Genomic DNA, 24,572 nt, shown 5'->3' with positions numbered 1-24,572 from the left:
ATGACGATCTGGGGGCGTCAGAATGCCAGAGGCATCACGACCTTCACGCCTTCGAGCGCGCAGGCCTGCTTGACAACTTCCTGCGGGATCGGCGCATCGACGCTCAAGAGCAGCACCGCTTCGCCGCCTGCCTGGCGACGCCCGAGGTGGAACGTGCCGATGTTGATCCCATTTTCACCGAGCAAAGTACCGATGCGGCCGATGAAGCCCGGCGCGTCCTCGTTGACGATGTAGAGCATATTGCCCGACAGTTCGGCCTCGATGCCGACGCCGAACATCTGCACAAGGCGCGGCGCATCACTGCCGAACAGCGTCCCGGCCACCGAGCGGTCGCCCGCATCGGTGCCCACGGTCACACGGATCAACGTGTTGTAAGCGCCTTCCTTCTCGTGTCGGACCGAACGGATATCGAGGCCGCGTTCCTTGGCGAGATAGGGCGCGTTGACCATGTTCACCGTGTCCGAATACTGGCGCATCAGGCCCGCCAGCACTGCGCCCTCGATCGGCTTTCCGGACAGGTCGGCAGCGGCACCCTCACGCTCGATCGATATCTTCGTGAGGTTGCCATGCGCCAATTGCCCGACGAGGCTGCCGAGGTTTTCGGCCAGTTTCATATAGGGCCGCAGCTTGGGCGCTTCCTCGGCGCTCAGGCTGGGCATATTGAGCGCATTGGTGACGCCGCCATTGACGAGGTAATCGGCCATCTGCTCGGCCACCTGCAGAGCAACATTGACCTGTGCTTCGGTGGTGCTGGCGCCGAGGTGCGGGGTCGAGATGAAGCCGGGCGTGCCGAATAGCGGGCTTTCCTTGGCCGGTTCGTTCGCGAACACATCGAGCGCAGCGCCCGCAACATGGCCGTTTTCGAGCATGTCCTTCAACGCTTCCTCGTCGATCAATCCGCCTCGCGCGCAATTGACGATACGCACGCCCTGCTTCGTCTTGGCGAGGTTCTCGCGGCTGAGAATATTGCGCGTCTCATCGGTCAGCGGCGTGTGCAACGTAATAAAATCGGCGCGGGCAAGCAGCGTGTCGAGATCGACTTTCTCTATGCCCAGTTCGATCGCGCGATCTTCGGTCAGGAAGGGATCGTAGGCGATGACCTTCATCCTGAGACCCTGCGCGCGGCTGGCCACGATGCTGCCGATATTGCCCGCACCGATCAGACCGAGCGTCTTGCCGGTAACTTCGACGCCCATGAAGTCGCTTTTGGGCCATTCGCCTTTCTGCGTGCGAGCGTCGGCTGCCGGAATCTGACGAGCCACGGCCATGATGAGCGCGATCGCATGTTCGGCGGTGGTAATCGAATTGCCGAACGGCGTGTTCATTACCACCACGCCCTTGCCGCTGGCATAGGGGATATCGACATTGTCGACACCGATGCCGGCACGGCCGATCACTTTGAGGTTTTCGGCAGCATCGAGGATTTCAGGCGTGACCTTGGTCGCGCTGCGAATGGCGAGGCCATCATACTGGCCGATCACGGCCTTGAGTTCATCGGGCGTCATGCCCGGCTTTACGTCGACGTCGCAGCCACGCTCTTCGAAAATGCGCGCGGCGTTCGGGTCCATCTTGTCCGAAATGAGGACTTTGGGTTTGGTCATGATTTTTCTCTCGTCATCCCAGCGAAAGCTGGGATCGCCATCAGTAATGTCGGGAAAAAGCGGATAGCGGTCCCAGCTTTCGCTGGGACGACGCCGATTATCCAGCCTTCACCTGCTCGTAGGCCCATTCGATCCACGGCAAGAGGCGCTTCAAATCCTCCTGCTCGACCGTGCCGCCGCACCAGATGCGCAAGGACGGCGGGGCGTCGCGATACCCGTTGAAATCGTAGCCGACATCGCGATCTTCGAGCAGCTTGACGATATTTTTCGGCACGGCAGCCTTCTCGTCATCGGGAAGGTTGTCGTACCACTCGCCCTGGAAGACCATGCAAATGCCGGTATTGGTCCGCTTTGCCGGGTCGGAAACCATGTTGCGCAACCACGGGGTTGCCTCGATCCAGTCGAGCACGATCTTCGCATTGGCATCAGCGCGTTCGAACATCGCCTTGCGGCCGCCCATCGCCTGCGCCCATTCGAGCGCGTCGATGTAATCTTCGGTCGCCAGCATGGACGGCGTGTTGATCGTTGCGCCTTCGAAAATGGCGCGGTTGATCTTGCCGCCCTTCTTGAGCCGAAAGAGCTTGGGTAGCGGCCATTCGGGATCGTATTCCTCGATCCGCGCAACCGCCTTGGGGCTGAGGATCAGCATGCCGTGCTGGGCTTCGCTGCCCATCACCTTTTGCCAGCTATAGGTCGTGGCATCGAGCTTGGCCCAGTCCATCTCCATCGCGAACACCGCGCTGGTGGCATCGTTGATCGTCACGCCTTCGCGGCCCGGGGCGAGCCAGTCCGTATTCGGTATCTTCGCGCCCGAAGTGGTCCCGTTCCAGGTAAAGACAACATCGTTGTCTTGCGGGATACTCGTCAGGTCGGGAATCTCGCCATATTCGGCGTCGAGCGTGGTGAGCTTGGGCAGCTTGAGCTGCTTGACCGCATCCTGAATCCACACATTGCCGAAGCTTTCCCATGCGGCGACCGTTGCCGGGCGATCCGGGCCGAGCATGTTCCACATCGCGCATTCGAGCGCGCCCGTATCCGAAGCCGGCATGATGCCGACCAGATAATCTTGCGGAACGCCGAGCATCTCCTTCGACAGGTCGATGGCATATTTCAGCCGCGACTTGCCAAGGGCGCTGCGATGCGAGCGTCCGAGCGATTCGGTTTTGAGATTGGTGGCGGACCAGCCCTTGTGCTTGGCGGTCGGTCCGGACGAAAAGAAAGGGCGCTCAGGCTTGAGCGTCGGTTCGGCAGTCATGTATTCTCTCCTTACAGAGAGCTCGCGCGGCGTTGGGACCGCGTGGCCCGCCGACCGCACTAATGTTGCGCCGCAACAAGTCAATGCGAAATAGTCATGCAGCGACGAAACGCGGCAAGCAAGCGACCGGCTCCCCCTCGCCAAACGGCCGTCAGTTCCGTAAAGGGCCGCGATGAATGTTACCGACCTTCGCATCGCTTTGTTCAGCGGAAACTACAATTATACCCGGGACGGCGCGAATCAGGCCTTGAACCGGCTGGCCGACTATTTGCTCAGGCAGGGTGCCGCGCTGCGCGTGTATTCGCCGGTGGTGGCCGAACCCGATTTTCCTGCAACCGGCGATCTCGTCGATGTTCCCAACGTCCGCATGCCGGTCAAGGGACGGGGCGAATATCGCCTGCCGCTGTGGATCGACGATCGGGTACGCGACGATTTGGCGAAGTACGGGCCGAACATGCTGCATCTCGCATCGCCGGACCCGGTGGCGCACGGAGCGCAGAAATGGGCGCGCCAGCGCGATATTCCCGTCCTGGCTTCGGTCCATACGCGCTTCGAAACCTATCCGCGCTATTACGGGCTCGGCTTTCTCGAACCCGCAGTCGAGGCGATCCTGCGCCGTTTCTATGGCCGCTGCGATGCGCTGGTCGCACCGTCGCAAAGCCAGATCGCCGAATTGAAAGCGCAACGGATGCATGATGATATCAGCATCTGGTCGCGCGGCGTCGATCGGACCGTGTTCGACCCGTCGAAGCGCGATCTCGAATGGCGGCGCGCGCAGGGCCTTGCCGATGACGATGTCGCAATCGTCTTTCTCGGGCGACTGGTTATGGAAAAGGGCCTCGACGTCTTTGCCGAGACCATCGTTCAACTGCGCAGGCGTCAGGTTCCGCACAAGGTGCTGGTGATCGGCGACGGCCCGGCGCGCGGATGGTTCGAAAAGGCACTGCCGGGCGGTATCTTTGCCGGGTTCAAGACTGGCAAGGACCTCGGCATGGCGCTCGCCAGCGGCGACATCTTCTTCAACCCGTCGATTACCGAAACCTTCGGCAACGTCACGCTGGAGGCGATGGCCTGCGGACTGCCCGTAGTGGCCGCGGGCGCGACGGGTGCGGCGAGCCTGGTTTCCGATGGCGAAACCGGGCGGCTCGTCCCACCGGGCAAGCCCGATGTCTTCGCCCCCGCCTGTGCCGAAGCGCTTGCTCCCTATTGCACCGACGATGCGCTGCGATTGCAGCACGGCGCAAACGGCGAGAAGGCCGCTCGCGCCTATTCGTGGGATGCGATCAACCAGGCGGTGGTGGAAACCTATCTGCGGCTGCACAATGGGCGCGCAGCCGCCGGATAAGCGATCAGCGCAAGACGCCCGCTGCGGCCATCCTGCGCGCATACCACACGAGAAAGATCGTGATCACGAAAATCACCAAGGTGAAGATGATCGGAGTCGTCGAATCGGTCATCCCCGGCATCGGATTGGTCCATTGATGGATCATGCCGAACACCAGCCCCACCAGCGACAAGACAAAGGCATGTAGGGCGAAGCGGTTGCGTAGGAGCAGGAGAAGCGAACCGGCGACGGCGCCCCACACGCCCAGGCCCCAGGCAATATTCGCCCATAGGGGCATGGCATCCATATAGGCGATCGCGGCGTCGACCGTCACGCCCGTCGGCTCCATCATGCCTGCGAGATATTCGCGGTTCTCGGCCTTCGACATCAGATAGTCGTAGGCACCGAAGCCGTTCCACAGCAGCGTCACGAACCCTACTGCCCATAAGTGCCACGGCGTCTTTGCGACAGTATTCATGGTGGATACCTCCCCATCGGCCAACCGGCCGGGCAGGAATAGCACTTCTGCCCGCCGATGGCCAATAGACCCGCTCAGAGCCGCTCGATCTTCTTCGCCAGTTCGTCGACCAGATCGACGATGTCCTGTACCTTCTTTTCGTCGAGCCGACCCGATCGCGCCTTGTTCTTGAGAACGCTGGCAAGATTGCCTGCCGCGCGGAACATTTCCGGTGTGGCGAAGGCGCGGCGATGTTCGCCATGGCCCGACAGCCGCTCGAACAGCGCCTCGACCTCGTCCGCGCGTTCTTCGAGTTCGGTGCGCCCCGCATCGGTCGCTTCATAGGCCTTGCGCGTTTCGTCACCCGCAGCCTGCGCGATAGCGCCCTCATCCTCCAGAAGCGAAAGCGTGGGATAGATCGTACCCGGACTGGGGGCATAGGCGCCTTCGGTCAGCTCCTCGATCGCCTTGATCAGCTCATAGCCATGACGCGGTTCGTCGGCGACGAGCTTGAGCAGCACCAAACGCAATTCGCCCGACCCGAACATCCGGCGCCGTCTGCGTCCGCCGCCACGCGGCCCGAAGTCGAAGGTCCAGCCGGGGCCGCCGAATCTCGCGGATGCCCCGAGACCTTCCTTGCATTCCGCCTCCGCCATCATGGCTGCCACAAAGGGCCAGCCACCCATCCTGCGCATTCTGCGCCACTTGTGTGCCTTGTGCATGTCACGAGTCCTTGCATTATCTTAGATGGCTCTAAGATATATCTTACTGCTCGAGACGCAATAGTCCGCTGCAATTCCTCTGCGAAGGCCCTATGTGAGCCGACCAATGGCCGACCTGTTTCCCGATGACCTGCCCCAGACGCCAACCGGTAACGCCCCGCGCGAGGATGCCCCGCTGGCCGACCGGCTACGCCCCGCAAATCTCGGGGAAGTAATCGGGCAGGACCATTTGACCGGGCCGGAGGGCGCGATCGGGCGGATGGTGGCGGCGGGCCGCCTTTCCAGTATGATCCTGTGGGGTCCGCCCGGCACCGGGAAGACCACCATCGCGCGCCTGCTGGCCGACAGCGTGGGCATGCGCTTCGAAAGCGTCAGTGCGGTGTTCAGCGGGGTCGCCGATCTTAAAAAGGCCTTCGCCGCCGCCGACAAGGCGGCCGAGGCGGGCCAGCGTACGCTGTTGTTCGTGGACGAAATCCACCGCTTCAACCGCGCGCAGCAGGACGGTTTCCTGCCCTTCGTCGAGCGCGGCACGGTGACGCTGATCGGCGCGACGACCGAAAACCCCAGCTTCGCGCTCAATGCCGCGCTGCTCAGCCGTGCGCAGGTACTGATCCTCCAGCGGCTCGACCATGATGCGCTGGGCCAGTTGCTCGACCGGGCGGAGAAGCTCGAAGGTCCCCTTCCCCTCACCCCCGAGGCGCGCGATGCGCTGGTGGCAAGTGCGGATGGCGACGGACGTTTCCTGCTCAATCAGGCCGAAACGCTCTACAATGCACAGATCAAGGAGCCGCTCGACCCGGCGGGCCTGGGCAAATTCCTGCAACGGCGTGTGGCGGTCTACGACAAGGACCGTGAGGGCCATTACAATCTCATCTCCGCGCTTCACAAAGCGGTGCGAGGGAGCGACGTTCAGGCCAGCCTCTATTACCTCGCCCGGATGCTCACTGCCGGCGAGGAGCCGCGCTTCCTTGCCCGCCGCCTCGTGCGCATGGCGGTGGAAGATATCGGCATGGCCGACCCGCAGGCGCTGGTGCAATGCATGGCGGCGAAGGACGCCTATGAATTCCTCGGCAGCCCCGAAGGCGAGCTCGCGCTGGTCCAGGCCTGTACCTATCTCGCCACCGCGCCCAAATCGAATGCGGTCTACAAGGCGCAGAAAGCCTCGTTCCGATCGGCAAAGGAAACCGGCAGCCTGATGCCGCCGCAAAACATCCTCAACGCGCCGACCAAGCTGATGAAGGATATCGGATACGGTTCGGGCTACAGCTACGACCACGATGCCGAAGGCGGCTTTTCGGGCGACAATTACTGGCCCGACGAGTTGGAGCCGCAACGCTATTACGAGCCCGTCGAACGCGGGTTCGAACGCGAAGTGAAAAAGCGGCTCGACTATTGGGACAAGCTGCGGCGCGAGCGTGGCGAGTAGGTTCCAGCACTTCCTCGCCATCGACTGGTCAGGCGCGAAAGGGCCGCGCCAGAAGGGCATTGCCTTGGGCCTCGCCCATGCCGACGGCGGGCCGCCAGTGCTCGTCGATCCGGGCCGGGGGTGGTCGCGAGAGGATGTCCTGGCACTCCTGCGCGAAGACCTGCCCGGCGACACGCTGGTCGGGCTCGATCTCGGCATTGCGTTGCCCTTTGCCGATTGCGGTGCCTATTTTCCGGGGCGCGACGTGCTCCTGCCCGATGCACCTGCTCTCTGGGCACTGATCGACGATATCTGCGCAAAGGATGCCAATCTGGGCGCCCAGGGTTTTGTCGACCACCCCGAATTCGTCCCATACTTCCGCAATGGCAGCGACACCGGGATCCATTTTGGCTGCGACGGGGCGGGTCATGGGCGCGGCCGCTTCCGCGTGACCGAAACCGCGCAAGCGGCAATGGGCTGCAAGCCCTACTCAAACTTCAACCTCGTCGGCGCTGCGCAGGTCGGCAAATCCAGCCTCACCGGCATGCGTATGCTTCATCGGCTACGCGGCCGTCTGCCCGTCTGGCCGGTCGACCGATTGCCCGAAAAGGGCTCTGCCGTGGTCGAAATCTACACCAGCCTCGCGGCGCTGGAAGCGGGGCGCAGCGCATCGAGGGCAAAGATGCGCACGCATGAGGCGCTGAACGAAGCGCTGAGCGCCCTAGGCTGCCCATCTGTTCGCGGCAACGGGCCGATCGACGATCATTCTTCCGATGCCCTGCTGACGGCTGCCTGGCTGCGCAAGACTGCTCCCGATCCGCACCGGTGGCAGCCCTCCGGGCTGACACCCGCTATTGCCCGCACCGAAGGCTGGACCTTCGGAGCCCTCTAGAAGGCGACGATCGCGACGCCGACGTCGACCTGCCCGGCGGCGGATGCGCTGCGGCGCATTCCGCACGGAAGTGCTGGTCGAGCGGGCAACCGTCAAGTGTCGGCGGTCGAGGCCGGGAATCGCCCTATCCGGGCGACTGACGCGAAGGATATGGCGGGAGGAAGAGGTTTTCCTGGTGGAGCCGAGCGGGATCGAACCGCTGACCTCGTCATTGCGAACGACGCGCTCTCCCAACTGAGCTACGGCCCCGTTCCAGGTTTTCCGCATCGCAGGCTTCCGCAATGCGCGGCGCGCCGTCTAGCGAAAGGCGGCGCGCCTGAAAAGCCTCAATCGGGTTACGCCTGCGGTGTATCGTCGGCTCCCGCATCGTTGGGGATCGGTTGCACGACGGGGATCGAGGCACGGGTCTCGTCGACCGGAACCACCGGGATCGACGCCCCGCTTTCGGGATCGCGAACGGTGCTTTCCTGCAACGGCTGGGCGGTCAGCAATTTCGGATCCTGACCGGGCTGCGGCAACCGGTCCCGGCGGGCGTTGCGCACAGCGACATAGCCCGGCTGCGAAGCGCCGTACCGCTCGCCATAGCGGGCATCCCAGGCGGCGGATTCGCGCTCATACTCCTCATATGCCTTGAAAAACCGTTCGAACGGGCCTTCGAAAGCCGTGAAATTGGTAAGCGCGAACGCTTCCGGATCGACCTGTTCGGAGGCGAGATATTGCTGGGAAATGCCCAAGGCCGTGCGGCAGAAATCGGATCGCGCCGGAGGCAGCGCAAAATAATTGTAAACCATGGTCATCTGGCTCTCGCGCGCCTGAATGGCCGCCCGCCGGGCACGATATTCACGACGATAGTCGGCATCGATGCGGTCGTTGACGCGCTTCAGCGGCCGCGCATAATCCTTGATGTAGCTGCTATAGGCATCGAGTATCGGCTGATACCGCGCGTCGAGACAGTTGAGCGCCGCGACATTCCACGCGGACCGAAAATGCCAGACCTTCTCGTCGTCGGAAATCCCGAGATTGACGGTTTCGCGCATCCCCATGGAATTCACGCGTGGGATGGCCATGGCGTAGGACGCCTGGCCCGGCGGCAACGGACGGACCGGAACGGCTTGCACGGGCGGGGGAGGAGGCGGTGGCGGTGGTGGCGGCGGCGGCGTGGCACAGGCCCCAAGCGCGGCCAGACCAGCGGCGATGGCCGCTATGCGAATGGTGTGTTTTGAAACGCGGCTCATGGCCCGCTGACCCTCCTCGATAAAGCTGGCGTTCATCCTGCTCCGTTCTCCCTTGACGGGGGATGAAGCCGACTGTTTAGCCTGACCTTCGCACAAAGAAAATGCCCGGGACGCTGGTGGCGCCCCGGGCACGGTCAAACGATTCCTGTTTACGACGAGTGGTTTAGCCCTACTCGCGGTTTCCCATGAACTGCAGCAGGAACATGAACATGTTGATGAAATCGAGATACAGGCTCAGCGCGCCCATGATAATCGCCTTCCCGGCGAATTCGGTGCCGCGCAGATACTGATATTCACGCTTCAAACGCTGCGTATCGTAAGCGGTGAGGCCCGCGAAGATCAGCACCCCGATGAAGCTGATTGCCAACTGCATCGTGCTCGACTGGAGGAAGATATTGATCACCATGGCGATCAAAAGGCCGATGACACCCATCACGAGGAAGGTGCCGAAGCCCTGGAGGTTCTTCTTGGTCGTATAGCCGAACAGGCTGAGACCGGCGAACGCGCCAGCAGTGGCGAAGAAGGTGGCGGCGATCGATTCCCCGGTAAACCGCAGGAAGATCGTCGACATCGAAAGACCCATCACGATCGCGAAAGACCAGAAAAGCACCTGCAGAGTGCCTCTGCTCATCTTGTTAAGCCCGAAGCTCATCGCCAGGACGAAGCCGAGCGGAGCCAAGGCGACAATCCACATCAGCGGACCGCTGGCGAAAGCAAGCGCAAGGCCACTCTGCGCGGCCAGCAAGGCGACGATGCCGGTCAGCAATACGCCGGAAGTCATGTAGTTATAGATCGACAGCATGTGCTTGCGCAGCCCAGCGTCGAAAGTTTCTTGCCTGGCAACGGCGTCGCCAGCGCGCGGCACGGTGCCGAAGCCCTGCCTCTGGTCGGTGTCGTTCCAATTGGCCATCTTGATGCAACTCCTCTTGGCAGCGCGAAGATACGCCCTGCTCCTGAATGGGAATATCGGTGTTTTGCCCCCCGATTTCAAGCGAAACCGGATCGGCCAACCCCGATGGCGATCAACCTCTTGCCAAGCCTCAGGTCAGGCCTCGCCCGCGGCGTCGACCATGGCCGCTTCCAGCGCTTCGGAAGGCGTCCGCCCTCCCCATAAAACGAACTGGAACGCGGGATAGAAACGGTCGCATTCGTCGACCGCGATCTCCACCAGCGCCTGCGCCTGGCCCAGGCTTAGCAACCCATCGTCGCCCAGCATGGTAGCGTTGCGATAAAGCAGCACGCCGCCATTCGACCAGATGTCGAAGTGGCCGAGCCACATCTGCTCGTTTACCAGGCTGACCAGTTCATGCGCAGGTGCCAGCTTGTCCTTCGAGATACGAATGTCGGGCAGACAAAGGATCTGCAGCACCATATCGTCCGAACGCCAGATGCCGCGCACCTGATACTTGATCCAGCTCCCCTGGATTTCCCCGCTCATTTCGGTCGCAGTCGAATCGCAGGGCCAGCCGCGCGCTTCGAACAATGCGACCAGCATGTCGAGCGGCGCTGCGTCCTCCTCGACCTCGTAGCGGTCTTCTGATGGTCTCATCGAAGCTGTCCCCTGCGCGTCATATGGTGCGGGATGCAGAAACGCACCGTCGCTTGGCAATGGACGAGGCGGTCGGCGCTGGGGAGAACCGCTAAGGCTTGTGCAAAGCTTGTGAACAAAACTGGGCCACGCATTAACCCTCCCGACGGTCAGAGCGTGTCGATCGCCTCGCCCTCGGCGCTGGTGAAGGGGAAAGAATCGATATCCAACTTCCTGAGTTCATTGACCATTTCACGCGCCTTCTCGGCACTGTCATAAGGTCCGGACAGAAGCCGGTTGGCCTCGCCCCAAGGGGTCACGAACGGCCCCTTGTCGTCCAGCTTGCCGGCTGCCTTCCGGGAAATCCGGCGCCAATCGAACTTCAGGGCATTCCTGTCCTTTCCGGTCGCCACCTGCACCCAGTGACGCGAGGGATGGACGGGAGGCGGCGGGGGCTTTGGTCGAACTCGCTCACGCGGAATGTCGATTTGCGTGATGTCCACCGCACCATTCGACCCAGGCGAGGTCGAGCCGGGTTCGAGAGTAAACCCGCTGAAGGCATCGGCGACAGAGCGAGGCCCGGGTTCGAAAGCACGTTCGGGCTCTGGCGTCGGCTCTGGCGCGGATTGTGGCCGCTGCGGTGGCCCGGGCAAGGGCATCGACGCCGAAGATGCTTCAGTCGCCGACCGGGTTGCGCCAGCCGGACCGGCCTGCGCGACGACCACCGGTTCTTCGCGAAGACCGGAAGCGGGCGGGGTTTCCCGATCGGGAACGGATTGCGCCGCCGCATTTCGCGTGGGAGCGGCAGAGACCGGTTGCGATACCGGCTCCGACGGCGTTGCTGGCGAGGATGAGCGTTCTTCGCCCGCCGCGCCGCCTGGATTGTCCGGACGCTGCCGGTCCTCACGGTCGCCCGGGCCGGACATGCTCTGCGTCGGAGTGGGGCTTGGAACGGCCGCTGGGGCCGGCGCGCGGGCAATCTGCGGCGGCGCCGGGGAATATTCAGCGATACCCGCATCGTCGGTGCCGATACTGGCGATACGCGGAAAGACACCCAGATTGCCTGCGGCGGCCTGCTGCGCCTTGGTCAGCCGGGGCATGTAGTCCAAATAGGCGGCCATGCGCGTGCCGAGGCCGGTGGGCAGCATCGTATTCGCGATATCCTTCGCCTCGCGCGCATCACCGAGAATCGCCAGGCCGAAAGCTCGCGTCCGGAATGCCGCGACATCGCCGCGCTCGAGCAAGGGCAGCAAAGTCGCCTCGAACCCTTCACGATCGCCCGAGATCGCCTGGCTGAGCGCCAGGCGCCGCGCCACCTCGCCGCCGGCTCCATTGGCCAAAGCCAGCCGGTACAGCATTTGCGCGCTCGCCGCATCGCCCACGAGATCGAAGGCCAGCCCGCGTTCTTCCGCCATGCGCGCATTGGCGACCCCAGCCGCTTCTGCTTCCGCGAAAAGCCGCAGGGCTTCCACCGGCCTGCGGGACCGCGTGTAGGCACGGGCCAGGCCGACTTTCGTCCGCGAATTGCCGGGAGAAAGCTCGTTGGCGCGCCCGAAAAAGCCGATCGCCGCATCGATATCGTTCAGTTCGAGCGCCGCCTCGCCCGCATCGAGCAAAGCGCCGACATCGGTCGCATTGCGCGCGAGCCGCGAAAGCGCATCGCTTAGCTGACGCTCGCCCGGTGCAGGCAGCGGCTGGACGATCTCGCGCTGCGCGGAAACATGCCCCGGCACCGCGGTAAGAGCGAGCAGCGCCACCCCCGATGCAATTCGCCGCCTCAAGGTCATGGTGCCACTCTCGCAAGGGGGGCGCCGAATCGCACCGATACGGTCCGGTTACTGGTTGTTCTGGCGCCCGAGAAAGCGCGGAATATTAAGTCCGCCGCCGCTTCCGCCATTGTCATCGCCGTCATCTTCGTCCTCGGCATCGGCGTTACCCGCCCCGCGAGAGAGATTGGCCATGCGTTCGAACAGGGTATTGCCCGGCAACGCGCCGCGGCCGCCACCGCTCTGACCGGCCGACGAACCACCGGCGCCGGTCGAACCGTCGCCCGCCGGACCATCTCCCGGAAGCACGGGCTGCTTACGACCGGGTTTGGTCGCGAGCGGGCTTTCCGTGGCAAGGTGCTCGTCGCCAAGCTCGAATTCATCCTGAGGGCTGTCGCCCCCGGATTCGTTTCCGCCCGACCGGCTAGGCGCGGAACGATCCTCGTTCCACCCCTCTGTGGTCGGGGCTCCACCGAATTCCCTGTCATCGGCAGGCTCCGGAACACCCTCGTCGTCGGTGGCGTCGAAACGCTCGGTATGCTCGTTGCGCAGGCCGGCAAGCGGATCGACGATTTCGTCGACGTCGTCATAATGGTCCTCGCCCTCACCAGCCGAGGAACCCGAGGTCGCCGGGGTCAGGCCGAAGGGTCGCGCGCCGCCCGCGGGGTCCATTTCCTCCGTGAGATCGAGAGCATCCGCTTCCGTCGCGGCCTGTTCGGGCTCGGACGGGGCTTCAGCCGCATGATCGAATTGCGGCTCGGGATCGGCGGAGAGCCCCTCGTTCAGCTCGAACGGCTCCTCTTCGGCGGGATCTTCACTCGGCACATCGAGCACCGGGCGCTTGGGAGCCCTGCTTTCGCGCATGGAGAAGGCGCGCGAGGGGGCAGCCGCGACCGAACCGTCCGGTTCGATCCCCGTGGCAACGACCGAGACGCGAATCTTGCCCTCGAGATCGGGGTTAAACGCGCTGCCCCAGATGATGTTGGCATCCTCGTCGACCAGTTCACGAATGTGGTTCGCCGCCTCGTCGACCTCGAGCAGTTTCATATCCTCGCCGCCGATGATCGAGATGATAACGCCCTTGGCACCGGCCATGGACACACCGTCGAGCAGGGGGTTGGCGATCGCATGTTCGGCAGCTTCGAGCGCACGATTGTCGCCCTCGCCCTCGCCCGTACCCATCATCGCCTTGCCCATTTCGCTCATCACCGAGCGCACGTCGGCGAAGTCGAGATTGATCAGACCCGGCATGACCATCAGGTCGGTGATCGACCGAACGCCCTGCTGCAACACCTCGTCGGCGAGCATGAAGGCTTCCTTGAAGGTCGTTTCCGCCTTGGCCACCAGGAACAGGTTCTGGTTGGGAATGACGATCAGTGTATCGACGTGCTTTTGCAGTTCGTCGATGCCGGCTTCCGCCGCGCGCATGCGGCGCGTGCCTTCGAACAGGAATGGCTTGGTAACCACGCCGACGGTCAGCACGCCTTTCTTGCGCGCCGCCTCGGCAATGACCGGCGCGGCGCCGGTCCCGGTGCCGCCACCCATGCCGGCCGCGATGAACACCATGTTCACGCCGTCGAGCGCATCTTCGATCTCATCGACCGTTTCCTCGGCGGCGGCCTTGCCCACTTCCGGGCGAGCGCCCGCGCCGAGACCACCGGTGATATCCGGCCCGAGCTGGATGCGCTTTTCGGATGCGGAGGTGCTCAATGCCTGGGCATCGGTATTGGCAACGATGAAATCGACGCCTTCGATTTCAGCCTGCATCATGTTGGCGATGGCATTGCCGCCCGCACCGCCGACGCCAACAACCATGATCTTGGGACGAAGATCGTCGTCAGATGCCGGTCCGATATTGATACTCATCGAGAGTCCCCTGGGTATTCAAAAGTCGCGTTGCCGACTTTATGTCACAACTCTGGCACAAAGCGAATCGCAGGCCGCAGCCTTATGTGCCTTATCCACAAGGGCTAAAGGCGGGATTGCGCCGCGTATCAACCCTCAGAAATACTCGCGCACCGCTTGAAAGACACGGTTGACCAGACCCATGCCCCGATAGCGCTTGGTCGGCTGGAACCGCGGCCCGACTGATCGGATGTCGACAGGGTCCTCTGCCGCATAAAGACACAAGCCCGCCAGCGTCGCGAAACCGGGTGTCGCATGCGCTTCGGGCAACCCTTGCAACGAAGGTGGCTTGCCGATCCGGACCGGCTGTCCCAGCGCACCCTGCATGAATTCGGCAATGCCGTGCAGCTCCGCGCCGCCGCCAGTGAGCACGACTTGCCCCCCCTGCGCGCCCGCAAAGCCCATTGTCTTGAGCGCCTTGCCGATTTCAGCAGTGGCGATGCCCAGCCGGTCGGTGACGATCGAGACGAGTTCGGCCCGGGCTATGCGGTTGTGTTCGTCCGCACCGCGTGCGAGCGGTCCGCCCGCTTCCTCGCCAGGCCCGTTGACCGGGATCATCTCGCGATGGTCGGTCGGTGTGGCAATAGCCGACCCGGCTACACATTTGAGCCGTTCAGCCTGGCTGCGCCGGATACCCAGCGATGAAGCAATAGCATCGGTGATGTCGTTCGATCCGATCGGAATCGATTTCAGACCCAGCAGCATACCCGCAGCATGGACCGATACATTGGTCACCTGCGCGCCGATTTCGACCAGCGCGACGCCTAGTTCGCGTTCCTCCCGGGTAAGACAGGCGTGCGCCGCCGCCAGGGGGCTCGCGACCACACCCTCCACATCGAGATGAGCCGTCTGGACGGCCTCGATCAGATTCCGCACCGGTGCACCCTCGGCGAAAGTAACGTGCACATCGACCCCCAGCGCTTCCGCGTGAAGCCCCTTGGGGTTGGCGACGCCATGCGCCCCATCGAGCGTGTAATGCGCAGGCTGCGCGTGCAACACCATGCGCCCGTCGGGATGCAGATGGTCGCGCGCGGCATAGAGGAGATGTTCGATATCATCCTCTTCGATACGGCGCCCGCCAATGGCTATCTCCACGCTCGCAATCTTGCTCGACAGGCCCGCCCCCGCACAACCTATCCATACGCTCTGGATCGATGTGTTGGCGTTTGCCTCGGCTTTTTCGACCGCTGTGCGGATCGCATGGCTGGCAGCGCGCATATCGGTGACGTAGCCGCGCTTGATACCGTCGCTGGCGCGGTGGCTAGACCCCAGCACGATCATCTGCCCCCCTTCCGCTTCCCCCATAATCATGGCGGATACGCGGAACGATCCGATGTTCACGGCACCGAATACGCGGGTGATGCGGGGCTGCGCCGTCGCCATTACTGCCCCCGTCCGTTGAGTGACATCTGTTTCGGGCAGGGTCCGTCTTCGCAGCGCAGATAGGCGCGGTCGGGAACACGCATATCGATCGCCACGGGTTTACCGCCGATAAGGCGGTGCATGCCGTCGAGCTGGGCGAATTTCACCAGCGCGGGCGGGCCGAGCTCGCCTTCGGGAAGTGCAAGCAGTTGGCCGGTCTTGAAGGTCAGGTTCCAGCGCCGGTTGCCGACCCATTCGGCCGACGCAATCTGGGGCTTGAGCGCTGGCGCGGCATCGAGCAGCTTGCCCAGTTCCTCGACCTGGCGCGCGGCTCCCGGACCCTCGATCAGGAGCTTGTCCTCGGCATTCTTCGCACTGATCGGCTCCAGTTCGTGGCCCTGGGGGTCGATCAGAACCAGACGATCGGGCTTGCGGAGAACCGCATGCGGGGTGCGTTCGACGATATCGACCTTGAGCGTATCGGGAAGCTGGCGCGAAACGCGCGCATCCGACACCCATGGCAATTCCAGCAGGCGTTCGCGGACCTCTTCGAGCTCCACGAGCGGCATCGGGCGATCCCGTTCGGCCAATACGCGTTCATATACCAGCCGTTCGTTCATCTGCTCCACACCGGACACGCTGACCCGGCTGACCTCGAAACCGGAGCGCGAGGCCGACTTGGCCAGTTCTGCCCTGGCCAGATCCGGAACGCCAGCATAGCTCGCAATGGTCCATGCAATACCGATGCCGGTCGCGACGATAGTGAACAGGAAAAACTTGTGCCACTGCTCTTCGGTGAAGGGCAATGCCCCCATTATTCTATCGAGCAGACCGCTCGTGTGGCGCTTCGCGGCGCGGGCCTTCTGACTGCGGCTCCGCGCTGCGGCCGAACGGCGCACACCGGCAGGCTTGCGTTTGACCTTAGCCATCGCCGTCACCCGATTTCGCAGCATGATGACGTAGCGCCGCAGCCACGACCAGCTCGCACAGCTCGCCATATTCGATGCCGGCATATCTGCCCTGTTCCGGCACCAGGCTGAGCGGTGTCATGCCCGGCTGCGTGTTGGTCTCGAGGATAAACAAGCCCTCTTCGCCCTGTTCCTCGTCCCAGCGAAAGTCGGTCCGGCTCGTGCCACGGCACCCGAGCAGCCTATGGGCCTTGAGCGCGTAGTCCAGACACAGCTTCTCGATATTCCCGGGGATTTCGGCGGGGCAGACATGATCGGTCATGCCATCGGTATATTTCGCGTCAAAATCGTAAAAACCGCTCTTGGGTTTCAATTCGGTCACGCCGAGCGCGCGCGGGCCGTCTTCGAAATCCACCACTGCGGTGGTCATCTCGCGGCCTTTGATGAAGGGTTCGGCCAGCAATTCCGCGAAGTCCTGCCACGGCCCCTTGGCGTCGCGCGCGATCGGATTGCCGTAATTGCCTTCGTCGGTGACGATGGCCACCCCGACCGAACTGCCCTCATTGACGGGCTTGAGCACATAGGGGCGCCGCATCGGATCGCGCTCGAACAGGTCCGCGCTCCTGACGATCCGCCCACCGGGCATCGGGATTCCATGCGGCACCAGCGCCTGCTTGGTCAGTTGCTTGTCGATGGCGATGACCGAGGTCGCCAGGCCGGAATGGGTATAGGGAATACCCATCAGGTCGAGCATGCCCTGCACGCTGCCATCCTCGCCCGGCACGCCGTGCAGAGCGTTGAACACCACGTCGGGTGCGGCCTCCGCAATGCGCGCGGCCACCTGACGATCCATGTCGATCCGCGTTACCTTGTGGCCGCGCTCTTCCAGCGCTTTGGCCACACCTTCGCCCGACATCAGAGAAACGGGCCGTTCATTGGCCCAGCCACCCATGAGCACGGCGATATGAAGTTTGGGGAGATCGGTCATTCCTGGTCCTTACGGCCGCCCCACGCGCTGGATTTCCCATTCGAGCTCGACGCCCGAATTCGCATAGACCCGGCGTTTCACTTCCTCGCCCAGCCCCTCAATGTCGGCGCTGGTCGCATTGTCGACATTGATAAGGAAATTCGTGTGCTTCTCGCTCACCTGTGCGCCGCCCATCTTCAGGCCGCGGCACCCCGCCGCATCGACCAGTTCCCAGGCCTTTTCGCCGGGCGGATTCTTGAAGGTCGAACCGCCGGTTCTGGTACGCAGCGGCTGCGAATTTTCGCGCGCTTCGGCGATTTCGTCCATCTTCGCGCCGATAATCTCGGGATCACCGGGCTCGCCCTGGAAACGGGCACGAACCACCACCGCACCATCGGGCAGCACGGAGTGGCGATAGCTATAGCGCAGATCCGCTGCCGGAAGCGTAACGAATTGCCCGTCCGGAAGGATGACGTCGCAGTCGATCAGCACATCGCTGACTTCGCGGCCATAGGCCCCGCCATTCATCCGGACGAATCCGCCCACCGTGCCGGGGATGCCGCGCATGAATTCGACCCCGGCAATCCCCGCATCGCGCGCTGTCGATGCCACCAAAATGCCATGCGCCCCCGCACCGCAGGTCAGCGTGTGATCCTCGCCCACCTCGATATCGGCAAAGGGTTTGCCGAGCTTGACGACGACGCCGGGAACACCGCCATCGCGCACAATCAGGTTCGAGCCCAGGCCCAACGCCATCACCGGAAGGTTGCCGCCCAGTCGTTCGAGAAACAGTCTGAGATCGTCGAGATCGGCCGGTTCGAACAGCCAGTCCGCCCTGCCGCCCGATTTGAACCAGACCAGCTTGGCCAGGGGCGCATCGGGCGTGAGCTTGCCGCGCAGGCCGGGCACATCGATGGGCGCGGCTATGCTGCCCTCGACCTCGCAATCGGGCGCCATCCCGCTATCCCAGTTCCACGCATCGCCGGGCTGGTCGCGATCACTCATGCCGTGGTCGCCTTCGCAATGCCATTCTGCAGGCCTGCCGCCCACTGAGTGATGTCGCCCGCGCCGAGGCAGACCACGAAATCACCCGCGCGCAGATCACTCGCGAGCTTTTCGGCAAGCTCCGCCTCGTCCTCAACCGTGGCAGCGGCGCGGTGACCGCGTGCCTTGAGACCGGCAACGAGCGCATCGGCATCGACGCCTTCGATCGGATCCTCGCCCGCAGCATATACGGGCGTGACATAAACCTCGTCCGCCGCGTTGAAGCAGCTCTGAAAGTCGTCCATCAAATCGCGCAGACGCGAATAGCGATGCGGCTGGACCACGGCGATCACGCGGCCTTCGCCGGCGCTTTCGCGCGCAGCGTCGAGCACGGCCCTGATCTCGACCGGGTGATGGCCGTAATCGTCGATGATCGTGGCCACACCATCGCCGCTTGGCACCTCACCCACTTTGGTGAAACGCCGCCGGACGCCGCCAAAGGCGGAAAAGCCGTTGCAGATCACCTCGTCGGGGCACCCCATCTCGATCGATACCGCGATCGCCGCCAGCGCGTTCTGGACATTGTGCCGGCCCGGCATCGGCAGGCGCACGCCTTCAATCCGCCGGTCTTCCTGGCCCCGGCGGCGCACGATGACATCGAAACAATTACCACCCGCATCGGGACGCACGTTCACGCCGCAAATATCGGCCTGCAGGTTGAAGCCATAGGTAACGACATTGCGGTCGCGCACCTTGCCGATCACTGCCTGGACTTCCTCGTGATCGATGCACAGGATCGCCGCACCGTAAAAGGGGACATTGTGGATGAATTCCACGAAGGCATCCTTCACCCCGTCGAAATCCCCATAGTGTTCGAGATGTTCGGGATCGATATTGGTGACCACGGCGATGGTGCCATCGAGACGCAGGAAGCTGCCATCGCTCTCATCGGCTTCGACGACCATCCATTCGCTGTCGCCCAGGCGTGCGTTCGAACCATATTGTTCGATGATGCCGCCATTGATGACTGTAGGGTCGATTCCCCCCGCATCGAGCAGCGCGGCGATCATGCTGGTGGTGGTCGTCTTGCCATGGGTTCCAGCCACGGCAACGGTCGATTTCAGCCGCATAAGCTCGGCCAGCATTTCGGCCCGACGCACGACCGGGATGCGATTCTCCAGCGCAAAGGCGACTTCGGGATTGGTGCGTTTGACCGCCGTAGACGTAACGACCACCGCCGCGCCTTCGACATTCTCCGGCGCATGACCGATGGCGATCTTCATTCCGCGTTTGCGCAGGCGCTCGACCGTCGGCCCTTCCTTCATGTCGGAACCCTGCACCTGGTAGCCAAGGTTATCCATCACCTCGGCAATGCCCGACATGCCGATGCCGCCAATGCCGACGAAGTGAATGGTGCCGATACTTGTCGGGACGCCCCTCATTTCGTGATCTCCCGGCTTGCGCCCTGGCCGGCGGCCATGCCCTGCGAGGCACCGCGCGCATTGTTGCCGCCCACGCGGATCACATCCATCATGTCCGCTCCCCCGAAACTTTCGACGAGATCGGCGAGATCCTGGGCCGCCCGGGGCCTGCCACAATTCCACGCCGCATGCGCCGCTTTGGCGAGCCCCTGCGGATTTTCCGCCAGCGCCTTGATCTGCTTGGCCAGCTCCTTTCCGGAAAAGCGTTCCTGCCGGATCATGCGCGCACCGCCAGACCGGGCCAGCTCGCGCGTATTGGCGGCCTGATGGTCATCGGTCGCGATCGGCAGCGGAATAAGGATCGCCGGGCGGCCGACAGCGGTCAGCTCCGCAATCGTCGAAGCGCCCGCGCGCCCGATGAACAGATGCGCATCGGCAAGCCGTGCGGCCATATCCTCGAAATAGGTCGCCAGTTCCGCCGGAATGCCATGGTTGCGATAGCGCTCGCGCACCGCATCCAGATCTTCGGGGCGGCATTGCTGGGTGACCTGCAACCGCTGGCGCAAGGCTGGCGGCAGCATGGAAAGGCCATCCGGGACGATTTCCGAGAGCACGCGGGCACCCTGGCTGCCACCTGTCACCAAGACGCGCAGCAGACCGTCTTCGGTAAAGGCGGGAAAAGGCTCTTCGCGCAGCGACAGCACGCCCGCGCGTACCGGATTGCCGACAAGGTGGACCTTCTCCGCATGTTTCGTATCGAGCCGCTCGACCTCCGGATAGGCGGTTGCGATCGCCTGCACCCGGCCTGCGAACAAACGGTTCACGCGGCCCAGAACCGCGTTCTGCTCATGCACGATGGTCGGCACATCCGCGCTGGTGGCGGCAAGGATCGTCGGCAGCGAAGGGTAGCCGCCGAAACCGACCACCGCACTCGGTTCGAAGCTGTCGAACAGACGTAGAGCCATGCGGCGGCCCTCGAGAACCGCCATCAGCCCCTTGAACCAGGTGAGCGGATTGCGGCCGAACCGCCCCGCCGGAATGACATGCGCGGGCAGGAAGTCGGGCTTGCCGGGAATCTCGGCACCGCGCGCATCGGTAATCAGCGCCACATGGTGTCCGCGCCGTTCCAGCTCGGTGGCCAGCGCGAAGGCAGGCAACAGGTGCCCGCCCGTGCCGCCAGCGGCGAGGACATAGTGGCGATTTGCACCGGTCATGGATGTATCTCCCGCCGTGCGGAACCTGTCTGGTCTTTCATCGGGGCCGTCTGCCCTAAGCCGAGCCTGTCGCCAAGTCCCCTGGTCTTGCTTTTCAGGAACGGATTACGCCGCGTGACCGCCAGCATCAGCCCGACATTGAGACAGATCGCGATTGTGGAAGATCCGCCATAGCTCACCAGCGGCAGCGTCATTCCCTTGGAAGGGAAAAGCTGCAGATTGACGAGGATGTTGATGAAAGCCTGCCCGCCGAGCAAGGCGATGAGCCCGGCCCCAGCCAGCAGCGCGAAGATATCGTCTTCATCGATCAACCGCATGAGGACCCGCACCACGATCGCAAGGTAAAGCAGGACGATCAGCCCGCAGGCGATCAGGCCGAATTCCTCGCCGATGACGCTGAAGATGTAGTCGGTATGCGCCTCCGGCAGGCTCATCTTGCGAATGCCAAGCCCGTAACCCGCCCCCGTCCAGCCCCCGGCCAGCAGGGTGCGACTGGCGAGATCGACCTGATCGAAAGCCGTGCCTCCGCCGAGAAAAGCATCGATCCGGTGGCGTGCATTGTCATACAGGAAGTAAGTCGCGGTGAGACCGGCAATCCCGCCCCCGATCACCGCGCCTAGCCGCTTCACGTCGACGCCAGACAGCACCACCATCACGAACCACACGCCGCCGAACAGGATCGTGCCGCCGAAATTGGGTTGCATCATCATCAGCGCGGCAATCAGCGCAAGATAGGCTGTGGCGATGCCCAGCACCGGCAGGTTGGGATCGCGCATGCGCCAACTCAGGATCCAGGCCATGGCGATGGCGAAGCCGGGCTTGAGAAACTCGGAGGGCTGGAACTGCATGCCCAGATTGATCCAGCGACGTGCCCCGTTGATTTCCACCCCGATTATGGGGACGAGGAACAACAGCACCGTCATCACCGCTGCGAGCAATATGCCGAGGCGCCGCGCATTCTCACGCGCCAGCATGGATATTCCGAGCATGGTTCCCAGCGCCAGGACCTGCCAGGCGAGATGCCGGTAGAAGAAATAGAGCGGGTCGAGCGTCTGGCTCGAGGTCGAAAGCCGATCCGCACTCGCCGGGCTGGCGGCGGCCACGGCGATGGTGCCGAAGCTCATCAGCAGCAGGACCAGCAACAACAGCACCCGGTCGATCTCGCGCCACCAGATCTTGAGCTCGGTCCAGCGAGAAATCTTGCCCTTGGGGATGTGCGCGGGCTGGCGCTTGCCCGGGACATAGGGCTGCGTGGTCGAGTTCACTTGAGCCCCTCCACCAGCGCGCGGAAGTGCTCGCCGCGTTTTTCGAAATCGGCATACTGGTCGAAACTGGCGCAGGCGGGGGACAGCAGCACGGTGTCGCCCGCCTCGGCCCTGGCGGCAGCGGCAGCTACCGCGCGGTCGAGCGTCTCACACTGTTCCACCGGCACGCGGCCTTCGAGCAATTCTGCGAAGTCCGGCCCGGCCTTGCCGATGGTATAGGCGGCCTTGACGTGTCCCAGCTCCGCCTCGCACTCGCCCAGCCCCGGCTCCTTGGCGAGCCCGCCGACGATCCAGTGGATCTTGTCGAACGCGGCCAGCGCCGGAGCGGAGGCGGCGGTGTTGGTGCCCTTGCTGTCGTTGACATAGGCGACACCGGAGATTTCCGCGACACGCTCCATGCGGTGCGGAAGGCCTCCATAGCTCTCAAGTCCCGCGCGGATTTCCGTTCTGGCCAGACCCAGTATGTCGCAGACCTCGATGGCCGCGGCAGCGTTCTCCAAATTGTGAGGGCCTTGCAGCGATGGCCAATCGGCCTGCTCGCCTGGCTCCACCTCCCTGTTCTTCAAGACATCCTCGAGGATGCTCGCAATCGTACCTTCGGCAAATTTGCCCAGCACCCGTGCATCGGTAAATCGGGCGATGGAATTCTGGCCGCGCTTCTGCATCGCAAGAAGACGCGACTTGCTGGCCGCATATTTTGCGAAATCCCCATCATACCGGTCGAGATGATCCGGTGTGATATTGAGCAGCACCGCCACGTCGCAATCGAGCGAATAGGTAAGGTCGATCTGATAGCTCGACAGTTCCAGCACATAGACCCCGCCTTCAGGCAGAGGCTCCTGCTCGAGGATCGGCAGGCCGATATTGCCGCCCATGGTGGTCGGCACGCCTGCCTCTTGCAGAATGTGGTGAACCAGCGCTGTGGTGGTCGATTTGCCGTTGGTGCCGGTGATGCCGACGATCTTGTGCGGCGGCAGTTCCGCCCTCGCCTGTGCGAACAGCTCGACATCTCCAATCACCGGCACGCCGAAGCTGTCGGCATGCGGCTTGATCGGGTGGGTGTTGAGCGGGACGCCGGGGCTGACGATCACGCCCGCATAACCGGTGAGGTCCGCATCCAGCGGGTTGGCTACGGCGCAGCGCCCGATATAGGGTTCACGCGCCTCGGCCCGGTCATCCCACACCAGCACGTCGGCACCAGCCGCCAGCAGCGCCTCTACCGTGGCCCGGCCGGACCGCGCGAGGCCGAGCACCGCGTATTTCTTGTCCTTCCAGGAGGGCGAGGTGATCATCGTAGCTTGAGCGTCGCGAGCCCCATGAGTGCGAGCACGATCGACACGATCCAGAAGCGGATCACGACCTTGCTCTCCGACCAGCCAAGCTGTTCGAAATGGTGGTGGATCGGTGCCATGCGGAAGACACGCTTTCCGGTGCGTTTGAACCAGAAGACCTGGATAATGACGCTGAGCGCCTCGAACACGAACAGTCCGCCGACAATGGCAAGCACGATTTCGTGATGCGTCGCCACCGCAATCGCACCCAACGCGCCACCGAGAGCGAGCGACCCCGTGTCACCCATGAACACCGCGGCAGGCGGCGCGTTGAACCACAGGAAGGCGAGCCCCGCCCCCATGATCGCGGCACAGAAGATCGCCAGCTCGCCCGCGCCCGCGACATGCGGGATGCCGAGATATTCGGAATAATCCACGCGGCCCACGAGATAGGCGATCAGCGCGAAAGTACCGGCCGCGATGATTACCGGCATGGTTGCCAGCCCGTCGAGCCCGTCGGTCAGGTTCACTGCATTGCCCGCCCCGACGATCACGACGGCGGCGAAGACATAGTAGAACGCACCCAGCTCGACCCCGAAATCATTGACGAAGGGGACATAGACGAAAGTGTTGATCTGGCTGACCGTGATGTAGGCAGCCACCCCCGCCACCGCGAATTCCAGCAGCAACCGCACACGCGCGGAAACGCCCTTGTGGCTGGCCTTTGAAACCTTGTCGTAATCGTCGAGGAAGCCGATCAGGCCGAACCCCAGCGTGACGGCGAGGCAGGCCCAGATGAACGGGTTGCGCAGATCCATCCATACCAGGACCGACAGCGACAGGCTGATCAGGATCATCAGCCCGCCCATGGTCGGCGTGCCGCGCTTGGCGAGGTGCGATTGCGGGCCGTCCTCGCGGATCGGCTGCCCCTTGCCCTGCCGGACACGCAGCATGTCGATGAAACGCGGGCCGATCACCAGGCCGATCACCAGCGCGGTCATCAGCGTCGCCCCGGCGCGGAAGGTCTGATAGCGCACGAGGTTGAAGATGCCTTCGAAATTCAACCATTCGGCGAGGAGATAAAGCAAGC

21 protein-coding genes and 1 tRNA gene are annotated in these 24,572 nt (G+C 63.3%); 3 read left to right on the top strand and 19 right to left on the bottom strand.

Annotation, left to right across the window (positions count from 1 at the left end; all coding sequences use genetic code 11):
• Positions 1–17: 17 nt before the first annotated feature.
• Together serA and MUY37_RS10510 are read right to left on the bottom strand one after the other, a co-directional pair.
• Positions 18–1,601, bottom strand: a complete 1,584-nt coding sequence (serA, locus tag MUY37_RS10515; RefSeq protein ID WP_499195323.1) for a phosphoglycerate dehydrogenase — start codon at positions 1,599–1,601, stop codon at positions 18–20.
• A gap of 97 nt (positions 1,602–1,698) precedes the next feature.
• Positions 1,699–2,856, bottom strand: a complete 1,158-nt coding sequence (locus MUY37_RS10510) for a phosphoserine transaminase (protein WP_499195322.1) — start codon at positions 2,854–2,856, stop codon at positions 1,699–1,701.
• Positions 2,857–3,028: 172 nt separating this feature from the next.
• Between MUY37_RS10510 and MUY37_RS10505 the strand changes: the two genes are divergently transcribed.
• Positions 3,029–4,201 carry a glycosyltransferase family 4 protein gene (locus tag MUY37_RS10505; protein WP_499195321.1) on the top strand — a complete coding sequence of 391 codons (1,173 nt, stop codon included), beginning with the start codon at positions 3,029–3,031 and terminating at the stop codon, positions 4,199–4,201.
• Between the two features lie 4 nt (positions 4,202–4,205).
• Here the strand turns inward: MUY37_RS10505 and MUY37_RS10500 are convergent, their stop codons facing one another.
• Together MUY37_RS10500 and MUY37_RS10495 are read right to left on the bottom strand one after the other, a co-directional pair.
• Positions 4,206–4,658 (bottom strand): hypothetical protein, encoded by a 453-nt coding sequence (locus MUY37_RS10500; protein ID WP_499195320.1) that lies wholly within the window; start codon positions 4,656–4,658, stop codon positions 4,206–4,208.
• A 74-nt stretch (positions 4,659–4,732) separates the two neighbouring features.
• Positions 4,733–5,359, bottom strand: coding sequence for a PadR family transcriptional regulator (locus tag MUY37_RS10495; RefSeq protein ID WP_499195319.1), 627 nt, complete (start codon positions 5,357–5,359; stop codon positions 4,733–4,735).
• Positions 5,360–5,465: 106 nt separating this feature from the next.
• Here MUY37_RS10495 and MUY37_RS10490 point away from each other — a divergent pair, with 106 nt between their 5' ends.
• On the top strand, positions 5,466–6,785 hold the full coding sequence (locus MUY37_RS10490) for a replication-associated recombination protein A (protein WP_499195318.1): 1,320 nt from the start codon (positions 5,466–5,468) through the stop codon (positions 6,783–6,785).
• Positions 6,775–7,656 carry a hypothetical protein gene (locus MUY37_RS10485; RefSeq protein ID WP_499195317.1) on the top strand — a complete coding sequence of 294 codons (882 nt, stop codon included), beginning with the start codon at positions 6,775–6,777 and terminating at the stop codon, positions 7,654–7,656. Before MUY37_RS10490 ends, MUY37_RS10485 begins: the two co-directional genes overlap by 11 nt.
• A gap of 173 nt (positions 7,657–7,829) precedes the next feature.
• Here MUY37_RS10485 and MUY37_RS10480 read toward each other — a convergent pair.
• The 15 genes from MUY37_RS10480 to mraY form a co-directional block, all read right to left on the bottom strand.
• Positions 7,830–7,905, bottom strand: a tRNA-Ala gene (locus MUY37_RS10480).
• 86 nt (positions 7,906–7,991) lie between these two features.
• Positions 7,992–8,927 (bottom strand): hypothetical protein, encoded by a 936-nt coding sequence (locus MUY37_RS10475; protein WP_499195316.1) that lies wholly within the window; start codon positions 8,925–8,927, stop codon positions 7,992–7,994.
• 133 nt (positions 8,928–9,060) lie between these two features.
• Complete coding sequence (locus MUY37_RS10470; protein WP_417318873.1) at positions 9,061–9,801, bottom strand: Bax inhibitor-1/YccA family protein; 741 nt, start codon at positions 9,799–9,801, stop codon at positions 9,061–9,063.
• Between the two features lie 135 nt (positions 9,802–9,936).
• Positions 9,937–10,440 carry a type III secretion system chaperone family protein gene (locus MUY37_RS10465; RefSeq protein ID WP_499195315.1) on the bottom strand — a complete coding sequence of 168 codons (504 nt, stop codon included), beginning with the start codon at positions 10,438–10,440 and terminating at the stop codon, positions 9,937–9,939.
• Between the two features lie 149 nt (positions 10,441–10,589).
• The gene (locus MUY37_RS10460) at positions 10,590–12,206 is read right to left on the bottom strand and encodes a tetratricopeptide repeat protein (protein ID WP_499195314.1); all 1,617 of its coding nucleotides are present in this window, start codon (positions 12,204–12,206) and stop codon (positions 10,590–10,592) included.
• A gap of 48 nt (positions 12,207–12,254) precedes the next feature.
• Positions 12,255–14,051 carry a cell division protein FtsZ gene (gene ftsZ / locus MUY37_RS10455; protein WP_499195313.1) on the bottom strand — a complete coding sequence of 599 codons (1,797 nt, stop codon included), beginning with the start codon at positions 14,049–14,051 and terminating at the stop codon, positions 12,255–12,257.
• Between the two features lie 135 nt (positions 14,052–14,186).
• The gene (gene ftsA / locus MUY37_RS10450; RefSeq protein ID WP_499195312.1) at positions 14,187–15,473 is read right to left on the bottom strand and encodes a cell division protein FtsA; all 1,287 of its coding nucleotides are present in this window, start codon (positions 15,471–15,473) and stop codon (positions 14,187–14,189) included.
• Positions 15,473–16,381, bottom strand: coding sequence for a cell division protein FtsQ/DivIB (locus tag MUY37_RS10445; RefSeq protein WP_499195311.1), 909 nt, complete (start codon positions 16,379–16,381; stop codon positions 15,473–15,475). Before MUY37_RS10445 ends, ftsA begins: the two co-directional genes overlap by 1 nt.
• On the bottom strand, positions 16,374–17,348 hold the full coding sequence (locus MUY37_RS10440; RefSeq protein ID WP_499195310.1) for a D-alanine--D-alanine ligase: 975 nt from the start codon (positions 17,346–17,348) through the stop codon (positions 16,374–16,376). Before MUY37_RS10440 ends, MUY37_RS10445 begins: the two co-directional genes overlap by 8 nt.
• Before the next feature lie 9 nt (positions 17,349–17,357).
• Positions 17,358–18,284 (bottom strand): UDP-N-acetylmuramate dehydrogenase, encoded by a 927-nt coding sequence (gene murB / locus MUY37_RS10435; RefSeq protein ID WP_499195712.1) that lies wholly within the window; start codon positions 18,282–18,284, stop codon positions 17,358–17,360.
• 44 nt (positions 18,285–18,328) lie between these two features.
• Complete coding sequence (murC, locus tag MUY37_RS10430) at positions 18,329–19,753, bottom strand: UDP-N-acetylmuramate--L-alanine ligase (RefSeq protein WP_499195309.1); 1,425 nt, start codon at positions 19,751–19,753, stop codon at positions 18,329–18,331.
• A complete protein-coding gene (gene murG, locus MUY37_RS10425) occupies positions 19,750–20,946 on the bottom strand; it encodes an undecaprenyldiphospho-muramoylpentapeptide beta-N-acetylglucosaminyltransferase (RefSeq protein WP_499195308.1) in 1,197 nt (398 codons plus the stop codon). Before murG ends, murC begins: the two co-directional genes overlap by 4 nt.
• Entirely contained in the window at positions 20,943–22,211 is a 1,269-nt protein-coding gene (locus MUY37_RS10420; protein WP_499195307.1) for an FtsW/RodA/SpoVE family cell cycle protein, read from the bottom strand. The genes murG and MUY37_RS10420 overlap by 4 nt, the downstream gene beginning before the upstream one ends.
• Positions 22,208–23,503 carry a UDP-N-acetylmuramoyl-L-alanine--D-glutamate ligase gene (gene murD, locus MUY37_RS10415; RefSeq protein ID WP_499195306.1) on the bottom strand — a complete coding sequence of 432 codons (1,296 nt, stop codon included), beginning with the start codon at positions 23,501–23,503 and terminating at the stop codon, positions 22,208–22,210. The genes MUY37_RS10420 and murD overlap by 4 nt, the downstream gene beginning before the upstream one ends.
• The gene (mraY, locus tag MUY37_RS10410; protein WP_115416194.1) at positions 23,500–24,570 is read right to left on the bottom strand and encodes a phospho-N-acetylmuramoyl-pentapeptide-transferase; all 1,071 of its coding nucleotides are present in this window, start codon (positions 24,568–24,570) and stop codon (positions 23,500–23,502) included. The genes murD and mraY overlap by 4 nt, the downstream gene beginning before the upstream one ends.
• Positions 24,571–24,572: the final 2 nt, after the last annotated feature.

Origin of the sequence: Qipengyuania sp. ABI-127-1 (assembly GCA_022953095.1) — a bacterium.
In the GTDB taxonomy this organism is placed as follows: Bacteria; Pseudomonadota; Alphaproteobacteria; order Sphingomonadales; family Sphingomonadaceae; genus Qipengyuania.
The sequence above is the reverse complement of the archived record's forward strand: the minus strand, read 5'-3'. Positions and strand labels throughout refer to the sequence as shown.